The 25189-nt window shown below is 63.5% G+C and carries 26 protein-coding genes; 18 read left to right on the plus strand and 8 right to left on the minus strand.

What is annotated here, in order from left to right:
• Nucleotides 1–2274 (minus strand): transglycosylase domain-containing protein, encoded by a 2274-nt coding sequence (locus CO675_RS03850; protein ID WP_097670913.1) that lies wholly within the window; start codon nt 2272–2274, stop codon nt 1–3.
• 287 nt (nt 2275–2561) lie between these two features.
• On the opposite strand from CO675_RS03850, the gene CO675_RS03855 reads away from it, so the two are divergent.
• The 7 genes from CO675_RS03855 (at nt 2562) to CO675_RS03885 (ending at nt 11252) form a co-directional block, all read left to right on the plus strand.
• A complete protein-coding gene (locus CO675_RS03855; protein WP_097670646.1) occupies nt 2562–3083 on the plus strand; it encodes a YcgN family cysteine cluster protein in 522 nt (173 codons plus the stop codon).
• Nucleotides 3084–3287: 204 nt separating this feature from the next.
• On the plus strand, nt 3288–4880 hold the full coding sequence (locus tag CO675_RS03860; RefSeq protein WP_097670647.1) for an MDR family MFS transporter: 1593 nt from the start codon (nt 3288–3290) through the stop codon (nt 4878–4880).
• Nucleotides 4881–5361: 481 nt separating this feature from the next.
• On the plus strand, nt 5362–6585 hold the full coding sequence (locus CO675_RS03865) for an ABC transporter substrate-binding protein (protein WP_097670648.1): 1224 nt from the start codon (nt 5362–5364) through the stop codon (nt 6583–6585).
• Nucleotides 6586–6679: 94 nt separating this feature from the next.
• Entirely contained in the window at nt 6680–7555 is an 876-nt protein-coding gene (locus tag CO675_RS03870; RefSeq protein WP_092125194.1) for a branched-chain amino acid ABC transporter permease, read from the plus strand.
• A gap of 1 nt (nt 7556) precedes the next feature.
• Complete coding sequence (locus CO675_RS03875; protein ID WP_097670649.1) at nt 7557–8483, plus strand: branched-chain amino acid ABC transporter permease; 927 nt, start codon at nt 7557–7559, stop codon at nt 8481–8483.
• Complete coding sequence (locus tag CO675_RS03880) at nt 8484–9965, plus strand: ATP-binding cassette domain-containing protein (RefSeq protein ID WP_097670650.1); 1482 nt, start codon at nt 8484–8486, stop codon at nt 9963–9965.
• A 45-nt stretch (nt 9966–10010) separates the two neighbouring features.
• Nucleotides 10011–11252 (plus strand): ABC transporter substrate-binding protein, encoded by a 1242-nt coding sequence (locus CO675_RS03885; RefSeq protein WP_097670651.1) that lies wholly within the window; start codon nt 10011–10013, stop codon nt 11250–11252.
• A gap of 57 nt (nt 11253–11309) precedes the next feature.
• On the opposite strand, the gene CO675_RS03890 is transcribed toward CO675_RS03885, so the two are convergent.
• The gene (locus CO675_RS03890; RefSeq protein ID WP_097670652.1) at nt 11310–12524 is read right to left on the minus strand and encodes an NAD(P)/FAD-dependent oxidoreductase; all 1215 of its coding nucleotides are present in this window, start codon (nt 12522–12524) and stop codon (nt 11310–11312) included.
• 82 nt (nt 12525–12606) lie between these two features.
• A complete protein-coding gene (locus tag CO675_RS03895) occupies nt 12607–14241 on the minus strand; it encodes a thiamine pyrophosphate-requiring protein (RefSeq protein ID WP_097670653.1) in 1635 nt (544 codons plus the stop codon).
• Nucleotides 14242–14563: 322 nt separating this feature from the next.
• Between CO675_RS03895 and CO675_RS03900 the strand changes: the two genes are divergently transcribed.
• Nucleotides 14564–14728: a Flp family type IVb pilin gene (locus tag CO675_RS03900; protein ID WP_097670914.1), complete on the plus strand. Its 165-nt coding sequence runs from the start codon at nt 14564–14566 to the stop codon at nt 14726–14728.
• Nucleotides 14729–14888: 160 nt separating this feature from the next.
• Here CO675_RS03900 and ku read toward each other — a convergent pair whose 3' ends face one another.
• Nucleotides 14889–15866 carry a non-homologous end joining protein Ku gene (gene ku / locus CO675_RS03905; RefSeq protein ID WP_097670654.1) on the minus strand — a complete coding sequence of 326 codons (978 nt, stop codon included), beginning with the start codon at nt 15864–15866 and terminating at the stop codon, nt 14889–14891.
• A gap of 251 nt (nt 15867–16117) precedes the next feature.
• On the opposite strand from ku, the gene CO675_RS40855 reads away from it, so the two are divergent.
• The 8 genes from CO675_RS40855 to CO675_RS03930 all read left to right on the plus strand — a co-directional run bounded on the left by CO675_RS40855 (nt 16118) and on the right by CO675_RS03930 (nt 20534).
• Entirely contained in the window at nt 16118–16270 is a 153-nt protein-coding gene (locus tag CO675_RS40855) for a hypothetical protein (RefSeq protein WP_198964468.1), read from the plus strand.
• Nucleotides 16271–16624: 354 nt separating this feature from the next.
• A complete protein-coding gene (locus tag CO675_RS40860) occupies nt 16625–16783 on the plus strand; it encodes a hypothetical protein (RefSeq protein ID WP_198964469.1) in 159 nt (52 codons plus the stop codon).
• A 163-nt stretch (nt 16784–16946) separates the two neighbouring features.
• The gene (locus CO675_RS03910) at nt 16947–17144 is read left to right on the plus strand and encodes a hypothetical protein (RefSeq protein ID WP_143278865.1); all 198 of its coding nucleotides are present in this window, start codon (nt 16947–16949) and stop codon (nt 17142–17144) included.
• A gap of 158 nt (nt 17145–17302) precedes the next feature.
• On the plus strand, nt 17303–17578 hold the full coding sequence (locus tag CO675_RS03915) for a hypothetical protein (RefSeq protein WP_097670656.1): 276 nt from the start codon (nt 17303–17305) through the stop codon (nt 17576–17578).
• Nucleotides 17579–17633: 55 nt separating this feature from the next.
• Nucleotides 17634–18050: a hypothetical protein gene (locus tag CO675_RS03920; protein ID WP_050404969.1), complete on the plus strand. Its 417-nt coding sequence runs from the start codon at nt 17634–17636 to the stop codon at nt 18048–18050.
• Between the two features lie 97 nt (nt 18051–18147).
• Complete coding sequence (locus CO675_RS03925; protein WP_502693356.1) at nt 18148–19176, plus strand: NAD-dependent epimerase; 1029 nt, start codon at nt 18148–18150, stop codon at nt 19174–19176.
• A 525-nt stretch (nt 19177–19701) separates the two neighbouring features.
• The gene (locus CO675_RS39750; protein WP_143278866.1) at nt 19702–19896 is read left to right on the plus strand and encodes a hypothetical protein; all 195 of its coding nucleotides are present in this window, start codon (nt 19702–19704) and stop codon (nt 19894–19896) included.
• A 425-nt stretch (nt 19897–20321) separates the two neighbouring features.
• Nucleotides 20322–20534 (plus strand): hypothetical protein, encoded by a 213-nt coding sequence (locus tag CO675_RS03930; RefSeq protein WP_097670657.1) that lies wholly within the window; start codon nt 20322–20324, stop codon nt 20532–20534.
• 185 nt (nt 20535–20719) lie between these two features.
• Here CO675_RS03930 and CO675_RS03935 read toward each other — a convergent pair whose 3' ends face one another.
• On the minus strand, nt 20720–20905 hold the full coding sequence (locus CO675_RS03935) for a hypothetical protein (protein WP_097670658.1): 186 nt from the start codon (nt 20903–20905) through the stop codon (nt 20720–20722).
• Nucleotides 20906–21562: 657 nt separating this feature from the next.
• On the opposite strand from CO675_RS03935, the gene CO675_RS03940 reads away from it, so the two are divergent.
• Nucleotides 21563–21937 (plus strand): helix-turn-helix domain-containing protein, encoded by a 375-nt coding sequence (locus CO675_RS03940; RefSeq protein ID WP_097670659.1) that lies wholly within the window; start codon nt 21563–21565, stop codon nt 21935–21937.
• Between the two features lie 13 nt (nt 21938–21950).
• Here the strand turns inward: CO675_RS03940 and CO675_RS03945 are convergent, their stop codons facing one another.
• Entirely contained in the window at nt 21951–22256 is a 306-nt protein-coding gene (locus CO675_RS03945) for a hypothetical protein (protein WP_097670660.1), read from the minus strand.
• 95 nt (nt 22257–22351) lie between these two features.
• On the opposite strand from CO675_RS03945, the gene CO675_RS03950 reads away from it, so the two are divergent.
• Complete coding sequence (locus CO675_RS03950) at nt 22352–23794, plus strand: undecaprenyl-phosphate glucose phosphotransferase (RefSeq protein ID WP_097670661.1); 1443 nt, start codon at nt 22352–22354, stop codon at nt 23792–23794.
• Nucleotides 23795–23834: 40 nt separating this feature from the next.
• Here CO675_RS03950 and CO675_RS03955 read toward each other — a convergent pair whose 3' ends face one another.
• Both CO675_RS03955 and CO675_RS03960 read right to left on the minus strand, forming a co-directional pair.
• Entirely contained in the window at nt 23835–24416 is a 582-nt protein-coding gene (locus tag CO675_RS03955; RefSeq protein WP_097670662.1) for a hypothetical protein, read from the minus strand.
• On the minus strand, nt 24409–25188 hold the full coding sequence (locus CO675_RS03960; RefSeq protein ID WP_097670663.1) for a metallophosphoesterase family protein: 780 nt from the start codon (nt 25186–25188) through the stop codon (nt 24409–24411). Before CO675_RS03960 ends, CO675_RS03955 begins: the two co-directional genes overlap by 8 nt.
• Nucleotide 25189: the final 1 nt, after the last annotated feature.

Here is a 25189-nt window from a genome sequence, read left to right on the forward strand (position 1 = left end):
TCAGTTCTTGCGTGGCGCAGGGGCTGTCGTGCCGTCCGGTCCGGCCGCGGCAACGTAGTTTTCGGGGAACGCCAGCGCGCTCGATGATTCCGGCTTGCCGGTCTTCGAGGGCTCGTTGAGCGTGGTCTTGTTGGTCGTCTTGGCGGCGTCGTCGAGCAGCTTCTCGACCCGCACCAGGATATCCGCGCCGCGCTTGGTCAGAACCGGCGGCGGACCCGGCTTGGTCTCCAGCACGCGCGGTGCCGCGTTGGCCTGGGCATTGGCTTGCGCCGGCTGCGGCGGCAGCTTCTGGCCCATGCCGACGCCGACGAGTTCTTTGACTTCCACTCCCTGGTGCGCGGTCACCATGATGTCGTGCCAGGTCTGCGCCGGCAGCGAGCCACCGGTCATGCGGTTGGTCGGCGAATAGTCGTCATTGCCGTACCAGACCGCGCAGGTGAAGTTGCCGGTGTAGCCGACGAACCAGGCGTCGCGATAGGCGTTGGTGGTGCCGGTCTTGCCCGCGGTCGGAATGCCGTCGAGCGCGGCGCGGCGCGCGGTGCCTTCGCTGACCACGTGGCTCATCATGCCGGCCATGTCGGCGGCGATGTTCGGCGGAATGGCTTGCCGCGGCTTCGGGCCGTCGCGGTCCCAGCGCCAAACCAGGTCGCCGGCGCCGGTGCGCACCTCGAGCACCGAATGCGGCGTCACCGCCTTGCCGCGGTTCGGGAAGGTCGCATACGCCACTGCGTGCTCGATCACCGTGACCTCGTCGGAGCCGATCGGCAGAGACGGCGTGTCGGGTAGCGGCGCCTTGAGGCCGAAGCGGCGCGCGACCTCGACGATCTTGGCGCGGCCGGCCTTCGGGCCTTCCTTGCCGCCCAGCATGATCGAGAGCTTGACCGGCACCACGTTGATCGAACGGGTGATCGCCTGGGTCAGCGTCACCTGACCCGAATAGGAATGGCCATAGTTCTGCGGGCACCAGTTGCCGATGCAGACCGGGCCGTCGACCACCTTCGAGTTCGGCGTGAAGCCGTTCAGCAGCGCCGTGGTGTAGACGTACGGCTTGAACGACGAGCCCGGCTGCCGGTAGGCGTCGGTGGCGCGGTTGAACTGGCTCGCGCCGTAGTCGCGGCCGCCGACCATGGCGCGGATTCCGCCGTCGAGATCGGACACCACGGTCGCGGCCTGCGTCGCGTGATAATCGCGCCCGAACTGGCGGAGCTGGTTCTCGATCGCTTCCTCGGCTGCCTTCTGCACGTTCATGTCGATCGCGGTGCGGACCACGAAGACGCGCTCGGTGTAGGATTTCGGGAAGGTGTCGACCAGCTTGCGCATCTCGTCGAAGGCGTAGTCGAGATAGTAGTTCGGCGAATTCTCGTCGCGCCGGTCGACCGCGACCGCCGGATTGCGGCGGGCGCCGAACACCTGGCCCTCGGTCATGAAGCCGGCATCCACCAGGTTGTCGAGCACGACGTTGGCGCGGGCACGCGCCGCAGGCAGGTTGATGTGCGGGGCGTATTTGGTCGGCGCCTTGAACAGGCCGGCGAGCATCGCGGCTTCCGCGAGGTTCACGTCGCGCACCGACTTGTTGAAATAGAAGTGCGCGGCGCCGTCGACGCCGAAAGTGCCGCCGCCCATGTAGGCGCGGTCGAGATAGAGCTTCAGGATCTCGTTCTTGGTCAGCCGCGTCTCCAGCCAGATCGCAAGGAAGGCTTCCTTCACCTTGCGCTCGATGGTGCGCTCGTTGTTCAGGAACAGGTTCTTGGCGAGCTGCTGGGTGATCGACGAGCCGCCCTGGCGGACGCCGCCGGCCTGGGCGTTGGTGACGAGGGCGCGGGCCAGGCCCGGAACGTCGATGCCGAAATGGTCGTAGAAGCGGCGGTCTTCGGTCGCGAGTGTCGCCTTGATCAGATTGTCCGGAAAGTCTTCCAGCGGGATCGAGTCATTATGCTTGATGCCGCGGCTGCCGATCGGGTTGCCGTAACGGTCGAGGAAGGTCACTGCGAGGTCGGATTTCTTCAGCCAATCCTCGTCGGCGGTCTCGCGGAAGGCGGGGATCGCGAGCGTCAGCATCAGGATCATGCCGCCGAGCCCAAGCGTCGCGGCCTCCGACAGCGGCTCGATGAACACCCAGCGCTTCCAGCGGCCGACGTAGAAGCGGTCCATGAAGGTGGAATAGCGCTCGTAGAGTTCGCGCAGGCCCTTGCCCGACGAGAACAGCGTCGAGTCGATACGCGCATCGAGGTCCAGGAAGAAATTCCGGACCTTCTGTTTCCAATGCGACGGCATGATCTGAAGGACCGGACCCTTGATCAGTTCGACAGCGCTGCGGGCGCCCGAAATGGGCACAGGCCAGCGTCTTGCTTCGATGTTGCGGCAATCCCAAGGCGCTTTTGCGTCGTTGGGGACTCGTTCGTTGTTCTATCCGAGCGGCCGCCATAAACCAATGGCGCGGCTGGTGAATTTAATGAAAGCCCTAACGCTGCCCACCGGCTTTTTCGACCCCGCAATATCACCCCCTTGCGGAGGGAGCTCCGGCGTCCCAAGAAGGGCTTCACCGCCATGTCAGGGATATCATGACCGCACCGCCCAAGCGCCCGTCGGACCAGGAAGGATTCTTCTGGAAAACCAAGACGTTGGAAGAGATGTCCAACGCCGAATGGGAAAGCCTGTGTGACGGCTGCGCACGTTGCTGCCTGGAGAAGCTCGAGGACGAGGACACCGGCAAGATCTATTTCACCCATATCTCCTGCAAGCTGCTCGATTCCGGCCTGTGCACCTGCAAGGACTATGCGAACCGCTCCGACCAGGTTCCGGATTGCGTCCGCCTGACGCCGGAAAACGTTCGGACGCTGAACTGGCTGCCGCCGAGCTGCGGGTACCGGCTGGTGGCCGAGGGGCGGGACCTTTACTGGTGGCATCCCCTGATCTCGGGCGACCCCAACACGGTGCATGAAGCCGGCGTCTCGGTACGCGGGCGGGTGGAAGGCACCGAGCTCGACGTCAACGACGCCGATCTCGAGGATCACATCGTGCGCTGGCCGGCCCTGCTGCCGAAGCGGGCACAATTGAAGAAGCGGCCCAAGGTCTCCAAGTAAGTTTTCAAGTAGATTTTCAAGACGTAACGCTAACGGCGCGCGAGCCGGTGCCGGCTGTTCTGCAATCACGTCATCGCGAGAACAGTGCGGTGGGATGCACCCATGCGCTGGGGTGCCTGCCTCAGCAGTGAATTGCTGCATAAATTGAAGATCAGAGAATGATTCCATCGCGGCCCGCGCCCGCGCAGCAGCATTACGCCCCAAATGAACAAGTATGAACGGCAGAGCCGTTTTCCTGCCGACCAAGAGACATTGCCTGACGACATTGCAGCAGAGCTGTCTCACCTCCCGAGTGAGGTGATCGAACTCAGCGACGCGCCGCCGCTGGCGCCGCCGGCTCCGCTCAATCCGGACGAAGTCCGCACCATCGTGATCAGCCTGATGCTGACGATGTTCCTGGCCGCGCTCGACCAGACCATCGTCGCGACCGCGCTGCCGACGATCGGGCGCCAGTTTCACGACGTCACCAACCTGTCCTGGGTGATCACGGCCTATCTGCTCGCCTCCACCGCGGTGGCGCCGGTGTTCGGCACGCTGAGCGACATCTATGGCCGCCGCGTCATGATCATCACCTCGCTCAGCCTGTTCGTGGTCGGCTCGGTGCTGTGCGCGATTGCGCCCAGCATGACCATGCTGATCATTGCCCGCGGCCTGCAGGGTCTCGGCGGCGGCGGCATCATGCCGGTGGTCCAGACTGTGATCTCCGACGTGGTGACCCCGCGCGAGCGTGGTCGCTACCAGGCCTATTTCTCCAGCGTCTGGATGGCCGGCGGCATTCTCGGCCCGGTGGTCGGCGGCGTGTTCGCCGAGCACCTGCACTGGTCGATGATCTTCTGGATCAACCTGCCGCTCGCGGCGGCGGCGCTGGCGCTGCTGCTGCCGAAGATGAGCAAGATCCCGGTGTTCCACCGCAAGCGCAAGGTCGACTGGCTCGGCGGCGTGCTGCTGATGGCCTCGGCCGTCGTGCTGATGCTGGTGCTGACCTGGGGTGGCACGCGTCTGTCGTGGCTGTCGCCGACCATTACCGCGATGGTGGGCGCCTCGATCGCGCTCGCCGGCGCCTTCGTCTGGCACGCGCGCCGCGCCGACGAGCCGTTCCTGCCGTTGTCGCTGCTTGGCGGTTCGGTGGTGCCGTTCGCGATGGGCGCGGGCGGCTGCGCGCTCGGCGCCATGGTCGGGCTCACCGTGCACCTGCCGCTCTATTACGAGGTGGTCTATCACCTCACCGCCAGCGAGGCCGGCCTGGCGCTGATCCCGCTCGCGGCGATCTCGACCTTCGGTGCGGCGATCGCCGGCCGGACCATGGCGAAGGCCAAGCACTACAAGCGTGTCGCCATCGTCGGCACTTCGGTCGCCGCGATCTGCGCCGTCGGCATGGCCGTGACGACGCTGCCGCTGTGGGGATTGCTGCTGTTGATGAGCGTGTTCGCGCTCGGGCTCGGCACCACGTTCCCGATCAGCGTGGTGTCGCTGCAGAACGCGGTGGCGCGTCCGCAGGTCGGCACCGTGACCGGCGCGATGAACTTCTTCCGCGCCATGATGGCCTCCTTCACGGTCGCCGCCTTCACCACCATCCTGCTTATGACGCTCGGCACCGACATCTCGCTCGCCGGCGAGCATCATGCCGCGTCCGCCGGCACCGTCGGCGCGATCCCGATGGCCGACATGATCACCGCGTTCCGCTACGTGTTCGGCGCCGCCGCTGTGCTGCTGACCACGGCGTCCATCTGCATGATCACGATGGAAGAGCGCCCGCTCGCGGGTCCCGCCGCGCAGCCGGTTGAGATGGCGGAGTAGGGCAGCGGCCAAGCTCACCGCTGTCGTCCCGGCGAAGGCCGGGACCCATAACCACCGCATTTGATGATAGATGGGATCGCGGCCCCGGCATCGCGCAACAATTCTCATTTGGGGTAATGGGTCCTGGCTCCCCGTGCGCAATCGCGCACTAGGCCAGGACGACACCGAATGTGTTGGACCATTTGTGATTCATGCTTCGGCGTTCTCGCGACATGATTTGTCCGAGTCTTGCGTCTCGTCCGCCCGCCGATGTGGAAGGGGGCGCGGGCCCGCGACTTTATTCCCGCGCTGCCTCATATTTATTCAGCCGCAAAGCGCCCACCCACTACTTTAGTTGTCGTCCACGCATGGCGATCTGCGCGCAGTTTCACTTGCTGCGCGTTTTGCCGCAGCTATAGTCCGGCCCCAAGAGCTCGAAGCAGCCGAACAAAAAGAGGAGAGAAACAGGGTGAAAAGAACATCGCGACTGCCTGTTCATGCGATGCAGCAACTTGCCGGAGCGGCCGTGTTGGGCCTTTTGGCAGCCAGCCCCAGCGGCGCGCTGGCGGCTGACACCCTCAAGATCGGCGTGATTGCCGAAGCGCAGGCGATCGCCGGCGCGTCGATCCCGCAGGCGGCGCAACTCGCCGCCGACGAGATCAACGCCAAGGGCGGCATCGACGGCCGCAAGATCGAAATCGTCTCCTACGACAATCACTCGTCCTCGGCGGACTCGGTGCGGGCATTCCAGCGCGCGGTCAACGAAGACAAGGTCAACGTCGTCATCTCGAGCTACATCAGCGAAGTGGTGCTGGCGCTCGAGCCCTGGGCGTCGCGCCTGAAGACGCCGTTCGTCACGCCCGGTGCGGCCTCCAACGAGATCAGCAAGAGCGTTCACGCTGACTACGAGAAGAACAAGTACACCTTCCACGGCTATCTGACCTCGGCGGCGCTGGCGCTATCGGTTTGCGACGCGGCCAAGGAGCTGCTGGTCGATCAGAAGCACATGAAGACCGCGGTCATCATGAGCGAGGATGCGGCCTGGACCAAGCCGCTCGACGTCGGCTACGAGGAGTGCCTGCCGAAGATCGGGCTCAAGGTCGTCGACCATATCCGCTTCTCGCCCGACACCACCGACTTCACGCCGATCTTCAACAAGGTCGAAGCCGCCAAGCCCGACGTGATCATCACCGGCATCTCGCATGTCGGCGTGCAGCCGACGGTGCAGTGGAAGAACCAGCAGGTGCCGATCCCGATGTTCGGCATTTCTTCGCAGGCGACCAACGAGACCTTCGGCAAGGACACCAATGATGCGGCGGAAGGCGTGCTGTATCAGGGCGTGTCGGGCCCGAACGTCGCGGTGACGCCGAAGTCGGTGCCGTTCGCGGAAGATTTCAAGAAGCGCTTCGGCAACTATCCGTCCTATGCGGGCTACACCGCCTATGACGAGGTCTATTACATCGCGGATGCGGTGAAGCGCGCCGGCTCGGTCGAGGCCGACAAGATGGTCGATGCGCTGGAGAAGACCGATTGGGAAGGCACCATCGGACGCGTCCAGTTCTACGGCAAGGACGATCCCTTCACCCATTCGATCAAGTACGGCAAGGGCCTGATCACCGGACTGATGCTGCAGTGGCAGGGCGGCAAGCAGGTCGCGGTGTGGCCGAAGGAGGTCGCCAAGAGCGATCTCAAGTTCCCGAGCTTCATCAAGCTCACCACCAACTGACTGATGATCATGCTCCCGGGCCGGTCCCGGGAGCATCAATATTCAGTTCCGCGTCCTCCACAACAGGCAGCCTTGCTGCCGCGGCCGATTTGAGATGCTTGCCTTACAAATCCTGATCGATGGCTTCGCCATCAGTGCGCTTTATGCGCTCGGCGCCACCGGCTTCACCCTGATTTTCGGTGTCTCCGGCGTTCTCAACCTCTCCCACGGTGCCATCATGGTGGCCGCAGCGGTCGCGGCCTGGGCCGCGGCCAGCGTGCTGCACCTCGACATCTACTCCGGCGCGCTGTTCGGTGTCGGCGTCGCGCTGATCATGGCGTTCGCAACCTATTTCGCGGTCGTGAAGCCGATCCAGAACTCGCGGCGGATCCCCAACGAGGAGAAGGAAATCTTCGTGCTCACCGGCACTTTGCTGTGGGGCATCATGATCCAGGAGCTGATCGCCTATTTCTTCACCAACAATGCCAAGACGGTGCTGCCGATCGTCGAGGGCGTCGTCGATATCTTCGGCAACCGCACGCCGCGCAACAACATCTTCACCGCGCTGGTGTGCTGCCTCGTGATCGGCCTGCTGTGGCTACTGGTGAACCGCACCAGGACCGGCAAGGCCGTGCTGGCGGCCTCGATGAACCCGCGCGGCGTCACCTTGCTCGGGCTCGAACTCACCCAGATCTACATCGTGGTGTGGGGCATCTACGGCATCCTGGCCGGCATCGCCGGCGTGCTGCTCGGCATGTTCCTCGGCGTCAGCTCCTACAGCGTCGGGCCGTTGACCGCGAGCGCGTTTTCGATCGTGGTGCTCGGCGGCCTCGGCAGCGTCTCCGGCTCGCTGATCGCGGCCTTCGTGGTCGGCTATCTCGAGACCATCACCGCCTACATGATCTCGCCGGCCTACCGCACCATTCCGGCGCTGCTGCTTTTGGTGTTCGTGATGTATATCCGGCCTCAAGGCCTCTTGGGGAGGCGCTGAGATGGCCAACTTCTTCACCTCGCGCCTGTTCTTCATCTCGCTGGTTTGCGTCGTGGTTGCCGCGACGCTGCCGCTCTATGTCTCCGGCTACATCCTCGGGCTGCTCACCGTCGCGTTCTATTTCGGCGTGTTCGCGATGGCCTGGGACCTCTTGTTCGGCTTCGCCGGCGAGGTCAATTTCGGACCGACCTTCCTGATCGGCACCGGCGCCTACACCGCAGGCATCCTCAACAACCAGTACGGCTGGTCGGTCTATGTCTGCATCCTGCTCGGCGCGCTGGCCTCGGTGGTCGCGGGCTTCGTGCTGGCGCTGCCGGCGCTGCGGGTGAGGGGACCGTATTTCGGCCTCACCACGCTGGTCGCGGTGCTGATGCTGCAGAACTTCGTCGTGGTGTTCGCCGACCTGACCGGCGGCGAGATCGGGCTCACCATCCCTGATGTCATCACCATCAATGCCGGCGCCAATTACTGGATCGCGCTCGGCTTCATGACCGTGAGCGCCGCGATCCTGTACGGATTGTCGCAATCGCCGGTTGGACTCGTCCTTCAGGCGAGCGGGCAGGACCCGGTGCAGGCCGGCGCGCTCGGCTTCAACATCGTCAAGCACAAGCTCGCGGCCTTCATCGTTAGCGCCTTCTTCTCGGGACTGTCGGGGGCGCTGCTGGTGTTCTACTTCGGCACCGCCTCGGTCGGCACGGTGGTGGACGTCGCGGTCGGCGTGAACGTCATCGTATCCGCCGTGCTCGGCGGCCGGCGCACGGTGCTGGGTGCAGCGTTAGGCGCGATCTTCCTGATCGTGGCCGGCGAATTCCTGCGTCCGACCGGCGAGCTTGCGACCTTCATCGTCTCGGCGGTGGCGCTGCTCGTCGTGCTGTTCTTCCCCGGCGGTTTCCTCGGAGCGGCCTTGTCACGCGAGGCGCGCTCCTAAATGGATCAGACTGTGACCACTACTCCGACACTTGCAGTTCGCGGCCTGACCAAGCGGTTCGGCGGCCTGACCGCGGTGAAGAATCTGAGCTTCGAGCTGCGCCCCGGTGAGATCCTTGGCCTGATCGGGCCGAACGGCTCGGGAAAGTCAACCGCGATGAAGAGTGTGATGGGCATCGAGCGCCCGACCGCGGGCGAGGTGCTGTTCGACGGCGAGAACGTCGCCGGGCTGCCGGCGCACAAGATCGCGCGCAAGGGCTTTGGCATGGTGTTCCAGCACTCGCGGCCGCTCAACCGGCAGACCGTGCTCGAGAACATCATGGTCGCGCTGCTGCCCGACAGCCTGTTCATGCTGTTTCCCGACAAGGCGCTGACCGAACGCGCCAAGTGGATCGCCGACCGCGTCGGCCTGGGGGCGGTGATGGACCGCCGTCCGCCGACATTGCCATTCGCCGACCTGCGCCGGCTGGAGCTGGCGAAGGCAATCGCGCGTGATCCAAAAGTGGTGCTGGTCGATGAGCCCTTTGCCGGGCTGACCAGCACCGAGGTCGGCGTGTTCTCGCAATTGATCCGCAGCTTCCGCGACGAGGGCCGCGCGGTGATGCTGGTCGACCACAACGTCAAGAGCGTCGCCGCATTGGTCGATCGCGTGCTTGCGATGTATCTCGGCGAGGAGATCACGACCGGCCGCGCCGAGGACGTGATGAAGAACGAGACCGTGCGGCGGGTCTATCTCGGCGGCGCGATCGAGACCCATGCGCGGCCCGAGACCTCATTCAAGGACAAGGTGCCGCTGCTGCAGGTCGAGAATGTCAGTGTGCACTACGGCAAGGCACAGGCGCTGGAGAACGTCTCGATCCACGTCCACGAGGGCGAGTTCGTTTCGATCGTCGGCCTCAACGGCGCCGGCAAGACCACGCTGTTCAACACCATTTCGGGCTTCCTGCCCTATACCGGCGAAATCCTGCGCGGCGGGCAGCCACTGCGCGGAACGGGACCTGCCAAGATCGCGCGCTCCGGCCTCGTGCAATGTCCGGAATCGCGCGAATTGTTCGGCGAGATGACGGTGCGGGAAAACCTCGACCTCGGCGGCCAGCATCTCGACGACGCGGCGCGAGCAAAACAGCTCGCCTGGCTGTTCGAACTGTTCCCGATCCTGAAGGAGCGTCAGGGCCAGATGGCGCAGACGCTGTCTGGCGGCGAGCAGCAAATGTTGGCGATCGGCCGCGCGCTGATGATGCAGCCGCAGATCCTGATCCTCGACGAGCCGACGCTGGGCCTTGCGCCGGTCATCCTCGAACTGTTGTCGAAGGCGCTGGAGAAGCTGCGCCAGACCACCAAGATCACGGTGCTGCTCGGCGAGCAGAACGTGACCTTCGCGCTTCCGCATGCCGACCGCGTCTATGTGCTGGAGCACGCGCGGATCGTCTGGGAGGGCGACCCGGGCCGGTTCGCCGCGGAGGCCGGCAAGGACTTTCTCTGACGTTCGAAGTTTGAAGAATAACAAAACAAAGCAAGGGAGATCACGATGTCAGCATATTCAACCGCCACCCGCGTGAGCCTGTTGGCCTCGGCGCTGGCGCTGTGCCTCGCGGCGCCGGCCTACGCGCAGTCCAAGGACCCGATCAAGATCGGCGTCATCGCCGAGGTGCAGTCGATCGCGGGTGCGGCGACGCCGGGCGGCGCGCAGATCGCGGCCGACGAGATCAACGCCAAGGGCGGCGTGATGGGCCGCAAGATCGAGATCGTCACCTACGACAACAAGAGCTCGTCGGCCGATTCCGTGCGCGCGTTCCAGCGCGCGGTGAGCGAGGACAAGGTCTCCGCCGTGATCGCGAGCTACATCAGCGAGGTCGTGCTGGCGCTTGAGCCTTGGGCCTCGCGTTTGAAGATGCCGCTGATCACGCCAGGCGCCGCCTCGAACGAGATCACCAAGGCGGTTCACAACGACTACGAGAAGAACAAATACACCTTCCACGGCTACCTGACCTCGGCCGCGCAGGCGCAGCTGGTCTGCGATGCGGCCAAGGAGCTCTTGGTCGATCAGCTCAAGTTCAAGTCGGTGGCGATCATGAGCGAGGATGCGGCCTGGACCAAGCCGCTCGACATCGGCTACGAGGCCTGCCTGCCCAAGGCCGGCTTGAAGGTCGTCGAGCACATCCGCTTCTCGCCCGACACCACCGACTTCACACCGATCTTCAACAAGATGGAAGCCGCCAAGCCCGACGTGATCGTCACCGGCATCTCCCATGTCGGCGTGCAGCCGACGGTGCAGTGGAAGAACCAGCAGGTGCCGATCCCGATGTTCGGCATCAGCGCGCAGGCACTGAGCCCGACCTTCTGGGGCGATACCAACGGCGCCGCCGAAGGCGTGCCGTCGCTCGCGGTGGCGACGCCCGATGTCGCGGTGACGCCGAAGACAAAACCGTTCGCCGCAGCGTTCAAGGCCAAGTTCGGCACGCCGCCGGCCTATACCGGATACACCGCCTATGACGAGGTCTACATCATCGCCGAGGCGATCCAGCGTGCCGGCTCGACCGATCCGGACAAGATGGTCACCGAGCTCGAGAAGACCGATTTCGACGGCACGATCGGCAAGATCCAGTTCTACGGCAAGGACGACGAGTTCACCCACGGCATCAAGTCCGGTCCGGGCGCCGTCACCGGCCTCGTGTTCCAGTGGCAGGGCGGCAAGCAGATCACGGTCTGGCCGAAGGCGATCGCGGAAGGGAAGCTGAAGTTTCCCGATTTCGTGAAGCTGTCGCAGTAATTGCGGCGCGAGCGTTAAGGGCGACGAGGGGCGGTCACGCGGTGTCCGCCCCTCTTGCTATTTGCGCGTCGGCGGCGCCGTCTGGATCGTCGGCGCGGCGGCCGCAAGCAGTGCGGTGCGATCACCGTTCTGCGGCGGATAGATGCGCTGCCGGTTGATGGTCTGCTTGGTGAGTTTGGCCGCGGCGCCTGACGTGTGCACCTGTCGGTCCCAGCCGGTGGTGTAGAGCGCGCCCCAGGCGCCGAGATCGAGCACCGTCACGTACCAATCGATATCGAGCGACAGCAGCGGCTCGCCGAACAGATCCGCGACCACATTGTGTCCGGCAAAGCGGCCCATCGGCCGTGCGAACTGGCACGACATCACCGTCGGATGCTCGCCATCGATCAGGCAGGTCGCAACGTCGCCCGCGGCGAACACGCCATTGAGGCCCTCGGCGCGCATGTAATGATCCACGGCGATGCGGCCGAGCGCGTCCCGCTTGAGCGGCAGCATCGCGGCGAGCGGGCTCGCGCGCATGCCGCCGCACCACACCACGGTGGCGGCCGGAATGATCTCGCCGCTGTCCAGCGTGATGCTGTCGGCGCCGACGGCGCTGACCCTGACCTTGAGCCGCGTCTCGACCCCGAGCGCGGCCAGCGCTTCGTTGATGACCGGACGGCCATGCGCGCCGAATGTCGCGCCGACCACCGGATTGGGATCGATCAGGATGACGCGGTGATCGCCGCTGATGCCGGCGCGGGCGAGCTTGGCCGGCATCTCGGCCGCGACCTCAATCCCGGTGAACCCTGCCCCGACCACCGCCACCGTCGCGCGGGCCGGCGAGGGCGGCTGCCTGCCGAGCTCCGCCAGGTGCGTGTTGAGGCGCGTGGCTGCTTCGAAGGTGTCGACATCGAAGCCATGTGCGGCAAGGCCCGATATCGCGGGGCGGACCAACTCGCTGCCAGTCGTCAGCACCAGCCGGTCATAGCTCAGTGTCTCCGCGCCGGAGCCTGTCTTGACGACGACCTCGCGCTTCGCCGGATCGATCGCCGCGACGTCAGCCACCCTGTGCCTGACGCCGACCGGATCGAGCAGGTCCTTGAGCGGCAGCGCGACGTCGGCGAGATCGACCTCGTAATTGCGCACCCGGATGTTGTGATAGGCGTTGCGATCGACGACGAGAATCTCGGTGTCCGCAGCCCGCGCACCGATCTCGTCGCGCTTGCGAGCCGCACCGAGCGCGGCCCACAGACCGGCAAAGCCGGCACCCAGCACCAGGATGCGCTTCATCTCTCCCTCCGATCCGCTCGCGGAGGGAGCTTGCCTGCGCAGGCGACGTCAAATCAAGTGGGCGAGGGCGTGTGAGGTGCCCTCACGTCCCCGGCCGCGACACCTCGGTCTCCTTGCTGGTGATGAATTCCAGCAGCACCGGCACGCCTTCCTTGGTCTTCTGGATGCCGCGCTTGATCGCGGGGATGATGTCCTCAGGCTTGGTCACCCGCTCGCCATAGCCGCCGAAGGCACGGGCCATCGCGGCGTAATCGCCGGAGATGTCGGTCGAACGGTACTTCTCCGTCGAGATCGGCATCACCTTCAATTCGATCGCCATCGAGAAATTGTTAAGCAGGATCGACATGATCGGAATCCGCTCGCGCACCGCGGTCTCGAAATCCATCCCCGTGAAGCCGATCGCAGCGTCGCCCCACACATTGATGCAGAGCTTGTCCGGCTTTGCCAGCTTGGCGCCCATCGCGAGGCCGAGACCATAGCCGAGCTGCGTGGTCTTGCCCCAGCCGATATAGGACAGCGGCTCGACCGATTTCCAGAACGGCGACAGCTGGTCGCGCGGGCTGCCGGCGTCGTGGGTGATGATGGTGTTGTGGATATCGACGGTGTGCTGCAGATCCCACAGCACGCGGTAGGGATTGAGCGGCGCATCGTTGTGGGTCAGCTTCGGCATCCACTTGGCGAGCCATTCCTTGTGGGAGGCGGCGATCTCTTCCGCGACCGCGCCGGCGTTGCGGTCCGAAGTCACGGTCTTGCCGATCTCCTCCAGCAGCGCGTCGAGCACCAGGCCGGCGTCGCCGACCAGGCCGATCCTGGCCTCGACATCCTTGTTGATGTGGTTCGGGTCGAGCGTCGAATGGATGATGGTCTTGCCCTTCGGCATCGCGATGCCGAACGAGGTTTCGGTGAAGGAGCAGCCGATGCCGAAGATCACGTCGGCCTCAGCGAGGAATTTCGGCACCGCGCGCGGCACGGCAAGACCGCCCGAGCCGAGCGACAGCGGATGCGTCTCGGGGAATGACGACTTGCCGCCGAGGCTCGTGGTGACGGGGATCGCGAGCCGCTCGGCGAGCCGCTTCAGCTGCGGCCAGGCCTTTGCGTAGTGCACGCCCTGGCCGGCATAGATCACCGGTCGCTTGGCGCCAACGAGGAGGGCGGCGGCTTCCTTCACATGAACGGGGTCGGCGCCGTAGCGGGTGCGCAGCACCGGCGTGTAGTTCAGCGGCTCCGGCACCTCCTCGTTCCACATGTCGGCGGGGATCTCGACGATCACAGGCCCGCCGCGGCCGTTCTTCAATTTGGTGAAGGCGCGGCGAAAGATGTTGCAGACTTCCGCGGCGATGTTGATCGGCTCGGAGGATTTCGAGAACGCCTTCATCGCCTGGCTGGAATTGAAGTTCGGATCGATGTTGGCAAGCCGGCGCGCGTAACCCATCGGCAGCACCAGCACGGGTACGGACTCGCCATAGCACTGCGCGACGCCGCCCATCGCGTTCTCGGCGCCGGGTCCGTGCTGCATGCAGAACGCGCCGATCTTTTCGCCCGAGGTGACGCGGGAGATCGCGTCCGCCATGTGCACGCCGATGCGCTCCTGGCGCACCATCACGGGGCGGATGTCGGCGCTGGCGGCGTATTCGATCAGATGGTTGACCGGGTAGCCCGTGAGGATCTCGATGCCCTCGCGCTTCATGATTTCCGCGATCGCGGTGCCGAGCTTCATGACGGTCACTCCCTTTGGATGCGGCCGGTTCGTTCCGGCCTCGTTGTCGTCCTGTCCGATAAAGGAACAGGATTCCGCCGAGCGGTAAAGCGTGGCCGGGGCCGGATCAGGTAGTCCTGATATGCGTTTACGCCCAATCGCGGCTTGCCGCCTCGCGGGGCGAGGTCAGGGGACAGGCAGAACTGGCAGCGACTTTCTCTGCAACCTTTAAGCGATCGTTCATCGTGTCCATCAATGGGCCGTCAACCAATGTGGCCTAGTTTTGCTGGCATATTACTACGGCGCGGGAGAAAAAGCCGCGGGCGTCGGACAGGAGCTTTTCATGCGCGCGTTGCTTGCAAGATTTCTGCGTGATGACGTCGGCGCCACGGCGATCGAATACGCCATCATTGCCGGCGGCATCAGCATCGTGATCGTTGCCGGCGTCAGAGGCATCGGCACCAGCGTGAGCGGACAGTTCACTGCCGTCAATTCGGCATTCAAGTAGTCGCTGCCGGATACGCTCCACACGTTCGGATTCAGTCGCCCCCGCCGTCTCCATTCAGCGCGTGAAGCATCGCGATGCGCGCGAACATCAGCCAGCCGCCGTCTTCTCTCGCGCTGATAGCTTCATGATGTAGTCGTCGGCCTGCGGCAGCGCCGCGACCTCAGCCCGCCTTCTTCCGCGCCGCGGTGCCCTGTGCACGCGCGGGCTTCTCGGCCTTCTTCGGCTCGGGCTTGACGGCCTCCTTGGGCTCGCGCTTGCCGCTGCCCGAGATCGGCAGCAGCATCTCGCGCTGGCCCTCGATGCGCTTCTTCGGCTTCTTGCCCTTCGCCGCCTTTGCCTCGGCCTTGGCGGGAGCGGCCTGCTTCTCGTTGGCGAGGCTCTTCTTCAGCGCGTCCATCAGGTTGATGACGTTGCCGCCGGCCTTGGCTGCGGGCTTGGCGATCTTGATGCCGTTGCGCTTCTGGTTGATCAGGTCGATCAGCGCCTGCTCGTAGCGATCCTCGAACTCCTCCGGATCGAACTCGCCGGATTTCTGCTCGACGATGTGCTTGGCGAGATCGAGCATATCCTTGGTGATCTTCACATCCTGGATGTCGTCGAAATATTCCTTCTCGCTGCGCACCTCATAGGGGTAGCGGAGCAGCGTGCCCATCAGCCCGTTGTCGAGCGGCTCGAGCGCGATGATGTGCTCGCGGTTGGTCAGCACCACGCGGCCGATCGCGACCTTGTCCATGCTGCGGATGGTCTCGCGGATCACCGCGAAGGCGTCGTGGCCCACCTTGCCGTCGGGGACGAGATAATAGGGGCGGATCAAATAGCGGCTGTCGATCTCGCTGCGCGGCACGAATTCGTCGATCTCGATGGTGCGGGTGGAATCCAGCGCGATGTCGTCGAGCTCTTCCTTGGTGACCTCGATATAGGTGTCGGTGTCGACCTTGTAGCCCTTCATGATGTCGTCGGTGGCGACTTCCTCGCCAGTCTCCGCATCGACCTTGGCGTATTTGATCCGGTGGCCGGTCTTGCGGTTGATCTGGTTGAACGAGACCTTCTCGGTATCCGACGTCGCCGGATACAGGGCAACCGGGCAAGTCACGAGCGAAAGGCGCAAAAAGCCCTTCCAGTTGGCGCGGGGGGCCATAGGGAAAACTCCGATTACGCAACCGACGGAACGGTCAAGGATAACACCGGGGGCCCCAGTTTGAAACAACGCGCCCCGCCGAATCTCGGAACGGCGTTAACCGTGGCCCAAGCCTGCGCCCGTTTGACGCGGCGGCGACAGCCGCCGGAACACGGTGAAGCAGCTCGGAACATCACTTCGGATCACGCGTTGGCCCTCCGAAGGGGAGCGGCAATCGCCGGAATTACAGGTACTTAAGCAAAGAGGTCGCCATGGCAACGGAACGACACGGCCAGATCATCGAAACCCCGACCGAGGCGCGCCAAGCCGAGCCCGGACCTTCGGTTCTCGCGCTGCTCACGGCCTCGACCGGGCTTACAGTCTTGATCCTCGGAATTGTCTGGTTCGCCTTTTTCCGGGTGTGACGCTGCGATCACGGTCTCCCCCATGTGAAGTCTTGATTGTTAGACGGAGATGCAGGCAGAGCGGCCACCATGCACTTGCGGTCGATCACGCCGGCATCTCGCCACGGCCGTCGCATGGCATTCTCCGGCTGAAACTTCCGGCGCACGGGCCGCTGCGCTCGCGGGAGCCGATCCCTGTCCACGTTGCGCGGAATTTTCTTGAGCCGCGACTCTGTCTTGAGCGAGGGCCCGCGCGTTCACGAGATCCTGCAGCGGAGAACTGTGATGCGCGAGACGAATCGCTGCCGCGACGCGTCATGAGATCATCGAAATTGGCTGCTAGCTGATTTGAATCAGATGCGTCTTGAGCTAGAGATGTTCTATCCGCAAGAAGAGAAAAACTCGCTGTTGGCGCGCCTCAAGGAGAAAAGCGCTTCAGGTGCGTTCGTCGGCCTGACGCTGCTGGCGATGGTCGGGTGGATTTATCTGCTCAGTTCGATGTTCCTGAAATTCATGCTGTGGTGGTTGTCCTGAGGCGCCTTACTCTCGAGGACAACCGATGTGGGCGCCTGGCCATTGTTGCGCCGTTCGATTGCACAAAAAATTCCAGCGGCTGAACATTCTTTCGGCGCGCGCAATCATGATGTCGTCACAACTCCGAATGTTAATAACATCGGGTCTAACGTGGACGAATGTGATGGTTTCTCCTGTGCTCATCCTTGCGGCGGCGTTCGTCGCCGGCTTCTGCTCCGGTTTCGCCACCCGCGCGTGGCGATCGCGCAAGCGCCGTGCGCAATATCGGATCTACGCGCCGTATGTGGCGCCGCCGGCCGCCAAATCGCCGCGGCGGGAACAGCCGGTCACTGCATTCGGCCACATGCGGCGCGCGTTCTAGCGGGCTAGCTCGACCGAGGTAGCGCGACAGTGTCGTGAGTTGGGGTTGGCGGGCGACATGCAATCGGTCATTTTGCCTTCATTGCAGCAGCCGGACCGGGTTTGCGTGCCGGCGGGATGTCTCCGTTGGCCTGCACATCGTGAGGGAACTTGCACAGCATGAGTGATCTCAGGGGGCATTCGCCAAGGCGGTATGTCGTCGATGTCAGTGGACGGCGCGTGCTGGTCGGTCTCACGCTTGAAGAGACCTCGGAATTCGAAGGACTGGACACCTCGCTACCGGTGCGGGGCGGTGAAGCCCAGGGTGCGGAACTGGTGCCGTCAGCCGTCGAGGGACGCTGGCTCGAGCTCTATGACAAGCACGACAAGGCCTGGATCCAGTGGAAGGCCGACCTGAGGGCCGGGCAGGCGGGCAATTCACCGTTTTTTAACTAAGACCGGGCGATTTTGAGCGATACTGCCTGAGTGGGCCCGAACCGGATACTGACAGATGTTTCAGCTGTTTTTGCGGGCTCGCGCGCATGACCTGATCAGGTCGCGGCGTGGCGAGGAAGGTTTCAAGGCACGTTCCGCCGAGCGCGATGCCGAGACCGATCGCGCCCGGATCGGATCGATCATGGCCGCGATCGAGGCCGCGTTGCAGGCAGCCGAAAGCGAGCAATCCGGTCTTGGCCGCCGTGTCGACGATGTTCTGGCCCGCGCCGCGGTGACACTGGGCAACGGCACCGACGAGTATCTGGAACGCGAGGCGCTTGACAACTATCATCAAGACCTGTTTGACGCCGAGATCTCCAACGGCCAGCGTCGGCTGAAGGAATTGGCGACCGAGATTGCGCACTTCAAGTTCATGAAGGCCGCGGTCCTGAGCCGCTTTCCGGACTACAAACCTCCGGCCGCCAGCAACTGACGCGCCCCGCGGCCGCAACGCGAAGCCAGATGCTGCGGCCCGCGCCTGACGGCGTGTGCGGCCCGGTCCGGCGCAAGGCGAAAGGCACAGGCGAAACGTGGTGATCGCAGGCAATCTACTCGTCACGGGCTGCGCCGGCTTTATCGGCTTCCATCTGGCGGAGCATTTGCTGCGGGCGGGGCAGCCGGTCATCGGCATCGATAACCTGAACCAGTATTATGATCCGGCGCTCAAGCGCGCGCGGCTCGATCTGCTCAAGCAGCACCGTGGCTTCACCTTCCTGGAGCTCGACCTCGCCGACCGCGCCGGGATGAAAGCGCTGTTCGAGCGCTATCGCTTCGAGGTCGTGGTGCATCTCGCTGCCCAGGCCGGCGTGCGCTACTCCCTGCAGAATCCGCACGCCTACATGGATTCCAATCTGGAGGGCTTCCTCAACGTCCTCGAGGGCTGCCGGCACACCGCGTGCCGGCATCTGCTGTTTGCGTCGTCATCGTCGGTCTACGGCGCCAACACCAAGCTGCCGTTCTCGGTCCACGACAACGTCGATCATCCGATCAGCCTGTATGCCGCTACGAAGAAGGCCAACGAGCTGCTCGCTCACTCCTATAGCCACCTCTATCGCATCCCGACGACAGGGCTGCGGTTCTTCACCGTGTACGGGACCTGGTATCGGCCGGACATGGCGCTCTATGCGTTCGCGGATGCGATCACCAGCGGGAAACCGATCCAGCTGTTTAACAACGGCAACATGCGGCGCGATTTCACCTATGTCGATGACGTGGTCGAGGCGATGGTGCGGCTGATCGGCCGCGCGCCCGAAGGCGACGTCAACTGGTCGGGCGTGCATCCCGATCCGGGTTCGAGCAAGGCGCCGTGGCGCGTCTACAACATCGGCAACTCCAGGCCGGAAGAATTGATGCATGTGGTGGCGCTGCTCGAGCAGGGCTTCGGCCGGCAGGCCGAAAAGCAGTTGTTGCCAATGCAACCTGGAGATGTCCCGGAGACCTCAGCCGACGTTTCCGATCTGGAGCGTGAGATCGGCTTTCGGCCGCGGACGCGGATCGAGGACGGCATTGCCGAATTTGTCGCCTGGTATCGGGCTTACCACAACGTCGATCGGACGTAGTGCGCTGCTTGCGAATTCCGGCTCGAGAAAAACCTGGCTCGGGACGGAACGGAGTGCGGCAACGAGAGTTATCAATGGTTTTGCGTTCGCGTCAGCTGCGATCATCATGTCCAGCGCAATCGTTCGGGCGCACGCAATGGACGCTGAGGTCGAATGCGCCTGAATGCTTTGGTCGCGCGGGCGTTTCCACCGTGACGGCCGGGCAATCCTTGCTTCCGGCAGCACGAGCGGCGCGCCGAAGGATCTGCGCAACGATTTCAACTCATGCGTCGCCAATGGCGGCAAGATAGGCGACAGCACGCTTCCCAAAATCGAAATAGCGCGCGAGCGCGAGGCGCATTGCGAATTAGTGATGCTTATGGCGGTCGGTCGAATCCGCTGCTGTCCGCGTGGCAACCGTGCAAGTGCATGTGAGAACGCGGAGGCAGTTCACTGCTTCTGCCGAAGCCGAAACGCGTCAGCACTGCCTATTTTGAATTAGAATAGCATTGTCGCGTTCGGCCGAGGTCGAGGTGAATATCTTGCATGATCGAGTGTACGGCATTGATTCGTTCCGCCGTGTCGTCAGGGGCGGATCAGAGCGCTCAGGTCCGCATCCTTGATGTTCGAAACGGATCGAAACATTCGACGATCAATGCAGAAGACGCGCTGATCCATGCTGCTCGGTTCAACCTGTCATGCATGGCGAAAAAGCCGATTGATCGATGGCAGCAGATTTAGTGTGTGCACGCTGTGTCTGGTGGAATATCTGGTTCGAACCCGGAACAATTCATCAGGTCCCGAGCCTTTGACGCGGCGACATTGTGATCGCCCGCAGGTCTGTCGCCGGCTTCGACGGCGATCGCTGCGATCAACGATCGTCAAATGATTTCATGCTCTTGCTCGCGCCTCATGGTCCGTTCCAGCTGCGCTCTCAGGCCGCGAGCTTCGTCGCTGCCGCGAACATCCCATCGTGACGACACATAAAAGGCCATCGTTCGAACATTTCGCGATCAGGTTGTGGAACCTGATCGAGAAAATTTAACGCGGAGCCACGTTCGTCGCAAACCTGCCCCATTAGCCGCATTCCATATGCGCGATCTAACTCTGTCATCGAAACTTCAATCACATCGCTCATACCCTTAACCGCAGAGCGAGGGCGCGCCATGAAGCAGCATAAAGTTCAACATTCGCATCAGCCAATCGAAGAGGCGTTGCTCGCGACCAATCAATCACTGCGCAACGAAGTCGTGGCGTTGATGCTTGATATCGCCGCGTTGCGTGAAATCCATGAGCGTCCAGCCGCGTCTCGTTCGTTCGGCGTGTCGCGTGAGCAGAACGGCGCACGCGTCGCATTGCGCCGGGTTCACCACAGCTAAAGTCCGTCAGCCTGTTTCTTACCGAGCAGAAATTGCCGCCCACATCCAAGCCAATTGGCGAGGGGGCGGTGCTTGCCGTTGCGGACAATTCAATTTTAAATTGAAAATCTGATCGAGCAAGAGTCCCGGCACGATCAGATTGTCCGCGGCCCTTCGTACAATTCGGCACTGGCGCGGCCGAGCAGTCAGTGTTGGCGCATGGCCCTGCGCGTCACGACGTCAGAAAGACGTTCGCGCAGGATCCAGGTCTGCAACACGAGCTCGATGGCCGTATTTCGCAGCTCGAAATTCTCGGCGACAAGGCGTTCCAGGGCATCGGTCGCCTCGCTACACGCTGACTGGTTCCCCTCGAAGACCTTGAGATGCGCCATAGTTTCGATCCTCGCAAAAAGTGTTGATCAGAGGTGGGCTCTGAACGGCGTCAGCGCTGGATAGTTCGTGGATGATCGGGCGGGTGTGCTTCCGCCTGATAACTACCGGTAGCAAAGCGCTTAATTAACAACTTTAGGATCGAGCTATGAACGTTATGCGGAACGGGGGTGGTCTTCGAGTATGCGGGGGGTCTTACGAGGTTTAACGTATGTGTAACTACCGCTGCAAAGCCGCGCCCGCAAGCCGCCGGTTGCATGGGGTGCGGGATTAATTCGCTCGAATTTTGCGAAATATTTGCTTGATTTGCGGTGTAGTTGTCGTCGACTGTCATGGCGCACTCGCAATCCGTCGGAGAACTGATTGGGTGTTCTCATTTGCCGATGCAAAGGGTGCGCCAGTTGTGAGGACTAACTTCTCATACGCAAAAAGTCGTATAACTTTTTCTGTCAGGGCCTTCTGCGCGGGAATAAACGCTCACATATTTCGGTAACTAGCTTGCAGCTTCGACATTTCTTCGCGCAATGTGGCGCTGCCGACGGCAAGTTCGAGGCTCCCGAAACGCCCCCGCGGAAATCCTCAATTTGAATTTCCTGTTGCATTTATATAGCTTATAGGCCATGCGATGTTTGCCAATCTAGGGGGCAATGAGATGACCAATGAGGCGTCATTCCACTGACGAGATAACTTCCAAGGTCAAACAGGCCGAGGAACTCATGGCGCGCGGGCAGTCACAGGCCCAGGCGTGCAAGGTGCTGGGCGTTAGCGTGATGACATTTCATCGCTGGCGTAAGCAGGAGGCTGCACGCGGTCGTCCGGCGAATGGTACTGTCGCCGAGTTCGCCGCTCACACCGAAGATCGAGATGGGACCCCGCCTGCCCCCAGTCGTATTGATGAATTGCGGCTGGAAAATGAACGGCTGCGTCGCATCGTGACCGACCTGCTACTCGAGAAAATGAAGATCGAGGAGAAGCTTGCGCTCAGGTCCAGCGGCGGGAGCGGGTTGCCTCGCCGCGGTGAAGTCCAGAGCTGACGAAGCTCATCCGTTAGTGGATACGTGGGGGCCGGGGCGCCAGCAGCAGCTGGTCGCTCAGATGCGCCTTCTCTGATCTCGCGCGCAGATCTTCAAGGATCGGGCGCAGCCTGGCCTGTGCGAGGTCCAGACCCTTGACGATGTCCTGATTCGGCATTTCAGCCGGAAACCGGGCCGATCGCAGCTTGGTTTCAACCGCCTTGACCAGCACTTCGACATCGTCGCGGTGCTGGCCCGCGACGAGCTCGGCGCCCATCAGGCGTATCAAGTGAAGCAGCGCCACCAGCGCGGCCTCGGTTTCGCCAGCCGATGAACTCATGGATGCTCCCTGCCTGACATTGCCGGCAGGCCTTGCGAGCTCACGACCTGCCTGATATTACACATGTGAATTGTTAACACGAATGTTAATTCCCGATGGCCGACCTTTCGGACGCTCGATTGGCGAAGGTGCCGGTCTACTTCGGCGCCTTCTCGTCCGCATTTGCCTCGCTCGAGGCGTTCGCCGTCGCCTCCGAGATGATCATTGTCGTGTTGTCCAGCATCATTGGTGGCGCGGCCTATCATTTGTTTTACTACCACACGATCTATAGCAACAGCTTCGAGGGCTTTCTAGGGATCGGGGTTCTCGCCGCCATCCTTCACATGTTCGTGGCGAAGTCGCAGGGCCTCTACCATGCGCAGGTGCTGGCCGGTCTCGACCGGCGCTGGAGCAGCCTGCTCGGCGGGTGGTTTCTGGTTGTCCTGCTGATGACCCTGATCATCTTCCTTCTGAAGGTCGGCTCCGGCGTCTCGCGTGGGTCGGTGATGTCGTTTGGCTTGATCGGCGGTCTTGGGCTCGTGACGGGACGGACGCTGCTGCAGGCGCCGCTGCAACGCGCGATCGACCGCGGCATGCTGGCAACGCGCCGTGCGGTCGTGGTCGGGACGGCGGATGAATTGTCCCGGGTGCGGCAATCGAGCCTGCTGCGCGATTTCGGCCTCAGCGAGGTGCGACGGATCCAATTGTCCGGCCTGTCCGATGACGCGAGCGATCGCGCCGCCGTCGCGTCGGCGATTCGCGCGGCACGGGAGTGCGGTGCCGACGAGATCATTCTGGCGATGCCCTGGCAGCAGGAACCGCGCATCCAGTTCGTGTGCGATCAGCTGCGGGCGTCACCGCTGCCGGTGCGGCTGCTGCCGGATCGGACGGCGGAGCGATTCCTCGCGCTCCGGATGGTGGCGTCTGGCCCGATTCCGACACTGGAAATGCAGCGCTCGCCGCTGACCTCGGTCGAGCGCGCCGGCAAGCGGCTGTTCGACATCGTGGCATCGAGCGGCCTGCTGGTGCTGTTCGCGCCGCTTCTGATCGGGACGGCGATTGCGATCAAGCTCGACTCCAGGGGGCCGGTCCTGTTCAGGCAGCGCCGCAACGGGTTCGACGGCAGGCAATTCACCATCCTCAAATTCCGTTCCATGCATGTGCTCGAGGATGGCGATGTCATCACCCAGGCTCGCGCGAACGATCCGCGGCTGACCGGGATTGGCGCGACGCTGCGCCGCCGCAGCATCGACGAGCTGCCGCAGCTGGTGAACGTGCTGCGCGGCGACATGTCGCTGGTCGGGCCGCGGCCGCATGCGCTGGCGCATGACGACAAATACTCGAAGCTGATCGCAAGCTATGCGCAGCGCCAGCACGTCAAGCCGGGCATCACCGGTCTCGCACAAGTACAGGGACTGCGCGGCGCGACGCCGGCGATCGAGGATATGCAGCTGCGCGTCCAGCACGACCTCATCTACATCAAGAGCTGGAGCTTCGTGCTCGACCTGCGCATCCTGCTGCGCACGGTCGGCGCGGTGCTGCGGCACAAGGGTGTCTGATGGTCGGGTACACGATGGCCGTTCGCGGGCCGATTGCGCCTTACTCGGGGATGCTCTGGTTGGCGTCCTTGAATTCCGCCTCGATGATGCGCCGGTTGGCATCGCTCGCCACGCGATAGGCCTGGCCGATCGCACCCTTCAGCTCCGGCGCGCGGGTGAGGATCAGACGGATTTGCCGCTGCAACAGATCGACCAGCTCCACATCGCGCGTGGTATCGACCTGCGCCAGCAGGATCAGGCGCGGCGCGATCAGGTCGCTGCGGTTGAAGCCGGTGTAGTAGGACATCTTCAGCGCCTTCGATGCGGTCGGGTTCAGCCAGTCGAACCGCCCGGTCGCCGAGGCGAGGCCGAGCCAGCCGCCGGCGTCCATCGGCGAGAGCCGAAGCGCGCGGGTGAAGGCGGCTTCGGCCGCCTCGGGCGAGGTCTGCAATTCGCTCCAGCCGTCGGCGAGCCACAGCTCGCTCCTGACCACGCCGAGGCCGGCCGCGAGCGAAGGCTTGCCGCGCAATGCATCGGCGGCGAGCCACCAGGCCGACAGGGCCAGCGTCGCGGCGCCGATCAGGATTGCTGCCGGCACGAAGGCCGGCGACAGCCGCCGCGCGTCTGCCTTCGCGCTAGCCATGGCGCGCTGCCCGGTTGCCGGTCATCAGCAGGGTACGCTGCGCGCCCTCCAGCTTGACGCAGGTCAGGCGGCCCGTCGCATAGGCGCCGGTGTCGACATTGATGCGGTTGCGCAGCAGCTCGGCTTCCTGCATCGGCGTGTGGCCGTGGACCACGACCTTGCCGAAATCATCTTCCGACACCAGGAAGTCGTCGCGGATCCAGAGCAGGTCCTCCTTGCGCTGTTGCTTCAGCGCGACGCCGGGCCTGACGCCGGCATGCACGAAGAAATAGCGGCCGCGGGAATAGCTGATCGGCAGCGAGCGCAGGAAGGCGAGATGGGCAGGCGGCATCTGGCGGACCAATGCCTGCGCGAGCGCACGCCGTTCCGCGGCGTCGGGATTGAGCGAGGGCGTCAGGCCATAGGACATCAGCGTCTGCAGGCCGCCGAACTGCCGCCATTGCGCCAGCATGTCGGGATTGACGAGAAACTCCAGCAGGCAGGCCTCGTGATTGCCGAGCAGGCAGACCATGCTGTGGGTGCGGCGGCGCTGGTCGAGTATCGCGATCACATCGCGTGAATCCGGTCCGCGATCGATGTAGTCGCCAAGGAAGACCTGGATCGGCCGCGCCGGACGGGACTTGCGGATATCGGCATCGATCCGCGCGCAGATCTCGTGCAGCAGGTTGGCGTGTCCGTGGATGTCGCCGACCGCATAGATGCAGGCCTCGTCGCTCTCGTCATGCTCGAGATCGCCGGTCTGGCCGACCATCCGCCGGAGGAGGCTGCGCATC

The sequence above is a fragment of the Bradyrhizobium sp. C9 genome, from assembly GCF_002532045.1.
Taxonomy (GTDB): Bacteria; Pseudomonadota; Alphaproteobacteria; order Rhizobiales; family Xanthobacteraceae; genus Bradyrhizobium.

What these genes read in the sequence shown, in the direction of transcription:
- CO675_RS03850 (WP_097670913.1), bottom strand. Translation starts at nt 2,274, where the DNA reads ATGCCGTCGCATTGGAAACAGAAGGTCCGGAATTTCTTCCTGGACCTC.
- CO675_RS03855 (WP_097670646.1), top strand. Translation starts at nt 2,562, where the DNA reads ATGACCGCACCGCCCAAGCGCCCGTCGGACCAGGAAGGATTCTTCTGG.
- CO675_RS03860 (WP_097670647.1), top strand. Translation starts at nt 3,288, where the DNA reads ATGAACAAGTATGAACGGCAGAGCCGTTTTCCTGCCGACCAAGAGACA.
- CO675_RS03865 (WP_097670648.1), top strand. Translation starts at nt 5,362, where the DNA reads ATGCAGCAACTTGCCGGAGCGGCCGTGTTGGGCCTTTTGGCAGCCAGC.
- CO675_RS03870 (WP_092125194.1), top strand. Translation starts at nt 6,680, where the DNA reads ATGCTTGCCTTACAAATCCTGATCGATGGCTTCGCCATCAGTGCGCTT.
- CO675_RS03875 (WP_097670649.1), top strand. Translation starts at nt 7,557, where the DNA reads ATGGCCAACTTCTTCACCTCGCGCCTGTTCTTCATCTCGCTGGTTTGC.
- CO675_RS03880 (WP_097670650.1), top strand. Translation starts at nt 8,484, where the DNA reads ATGGATCAGACTGTGACCACTACTCCGACACTTGCAGTTCGCGGCCTG.
- CO675_RS03885 (WP_097670651.1), top strand. Translation starts at nt 10,011, where the DNA reads ATGTCAGCATATTCAACCGCCACCCGCGTGAGCCTGTTGGCCTCGGCG.
- CO675_RS03890 (WP_097670652.1), bottom strand. Translation starts at nt 12,524, where the DNA reads ATGAAGCGCATCCTGGTGCTGGGTGCCGGCTTTGCCGGTCTGTGGGCC.
- CO675_RS03895 (WP_097670653.1), bottom strand. Translation starts at nt 14,241, where the DNA reads ATGAAGCTCGGCACCGCGATCGCGGAAATCATGAAGCGCGAGGGCATC.
- CO675_RS03900 (WP_097670914.1), top strand. Translation starts at nt 14,564, where the DNA reads ATGCGCGCGTTGCTTGCAAGATTTCTGCGTGATGACGTCGGCGCCACG.
- ku (WP_097670654.1), bottom strand. Translation starts at nt 15,866, where the DNA reads ATGGCCCCCCGCGCCAACTGGAAGGGCTTTTTGCGCCTTTCGCTCGTG.
- CO675_RS40855 (WP_198964468.1), top strand. Translation starts at nt 16,118, where the DNA reads ATGGCAACGGAACGACACGGCCAGATCATCGAAACCCCGACCGAGGCG.
- CO675_RS40860 (WP_198964469.1), top strand. Translation starts at nt 16,625, where the DNA reads ATGTTCTATCCGCAAGAAGAGAAAAACTCGCTGTTGGCGCGCCTCAAG.
- CO675_RS03910 (WP_143278865.1), top strand. Translation starts at nt 16,947, where the DNA reads ATGGTTTCTCCTGTGCTCATCCTTGCGGCGGCGTTCGTCGCCGGCTTC.
- CO675_RS03915 (WP_097670656.1), top strand. Translation starts at nt 17,303, where the DNA reads ATGAGTGATCTCAGGGGGCATTCGCCAAGGCGGTATGTCGTCGATGTC.
- CO675_RS03920 (WP_050404969.1), top strand. Translation starts at nt 17,634, where the DNA reads ATGTTTCAGCTGTTTTTGCGGGCTCGCGCGCATGACCTGATCAGGTCG.
- CO675_RS39750 (WP_143278866.1), top strand. Translation starts at nt 19,702, where the DNA reads ATGATCGAGTGTACGGCATTGATTCGTTCCGCCGTGTCGTCAGGGGCG.
- CO675_RS03930 (WP_097670657.1), top strand. Translation starts at nt 20,322, where the DNA reads ATGAAGCAGCATAAAGTTCAACATTCGCATCAGCCAATCGAAGAGGCG.
- CO675_RS03935 (WP_097670658.1), bottom strand. Translation starts at nt 20,905, where the DNA reads ATGGCGCATCTCAAGGTCTTCGAGGGGAACCAGTCAGCGTGTAGCGAG.
- CO675_RS03940 (WP_097670659.1), top strand. Translation starts at nt 21,563, where the DNA reads ATGAGGCGTCATTCCACTGACGAGATAACTTCCAAGGTCAAACAGGCC.
- CO675_RS03945 (WP_097670660.1), bottom strand. Translation starts at nt 22,256, where the DNA reads ATGAGTTCATCGGCTGGCGAAACCGAGGCCGCGCTGGTGGCGCTGCTT.
- CO675_RS03950 (WP_097670661.1), top strand. Translation starts at nt 22,352, where the DNA reads ATGGCCGACCTTTCGGACGCTCGATTGGCGAAGGTGCCGGTCTACTTC.
- CO675_RS03955 (WP_097670662.1), bottom strand. Translation starts at nt 24,416, where the DNA reads ATGGCTAGCGCGAAGGCAGACGCGCGGCGGCTGTCGCCGGCCTTCGTG.
- CO675_RS03960 (WP_097670663.1), bottom strand. Translation starts at nt 25,188, where the DNA reads ATGCGCAGCCTCCTCCGGCGGATGGTCGGCCAGACCGGCGATCTCGAG.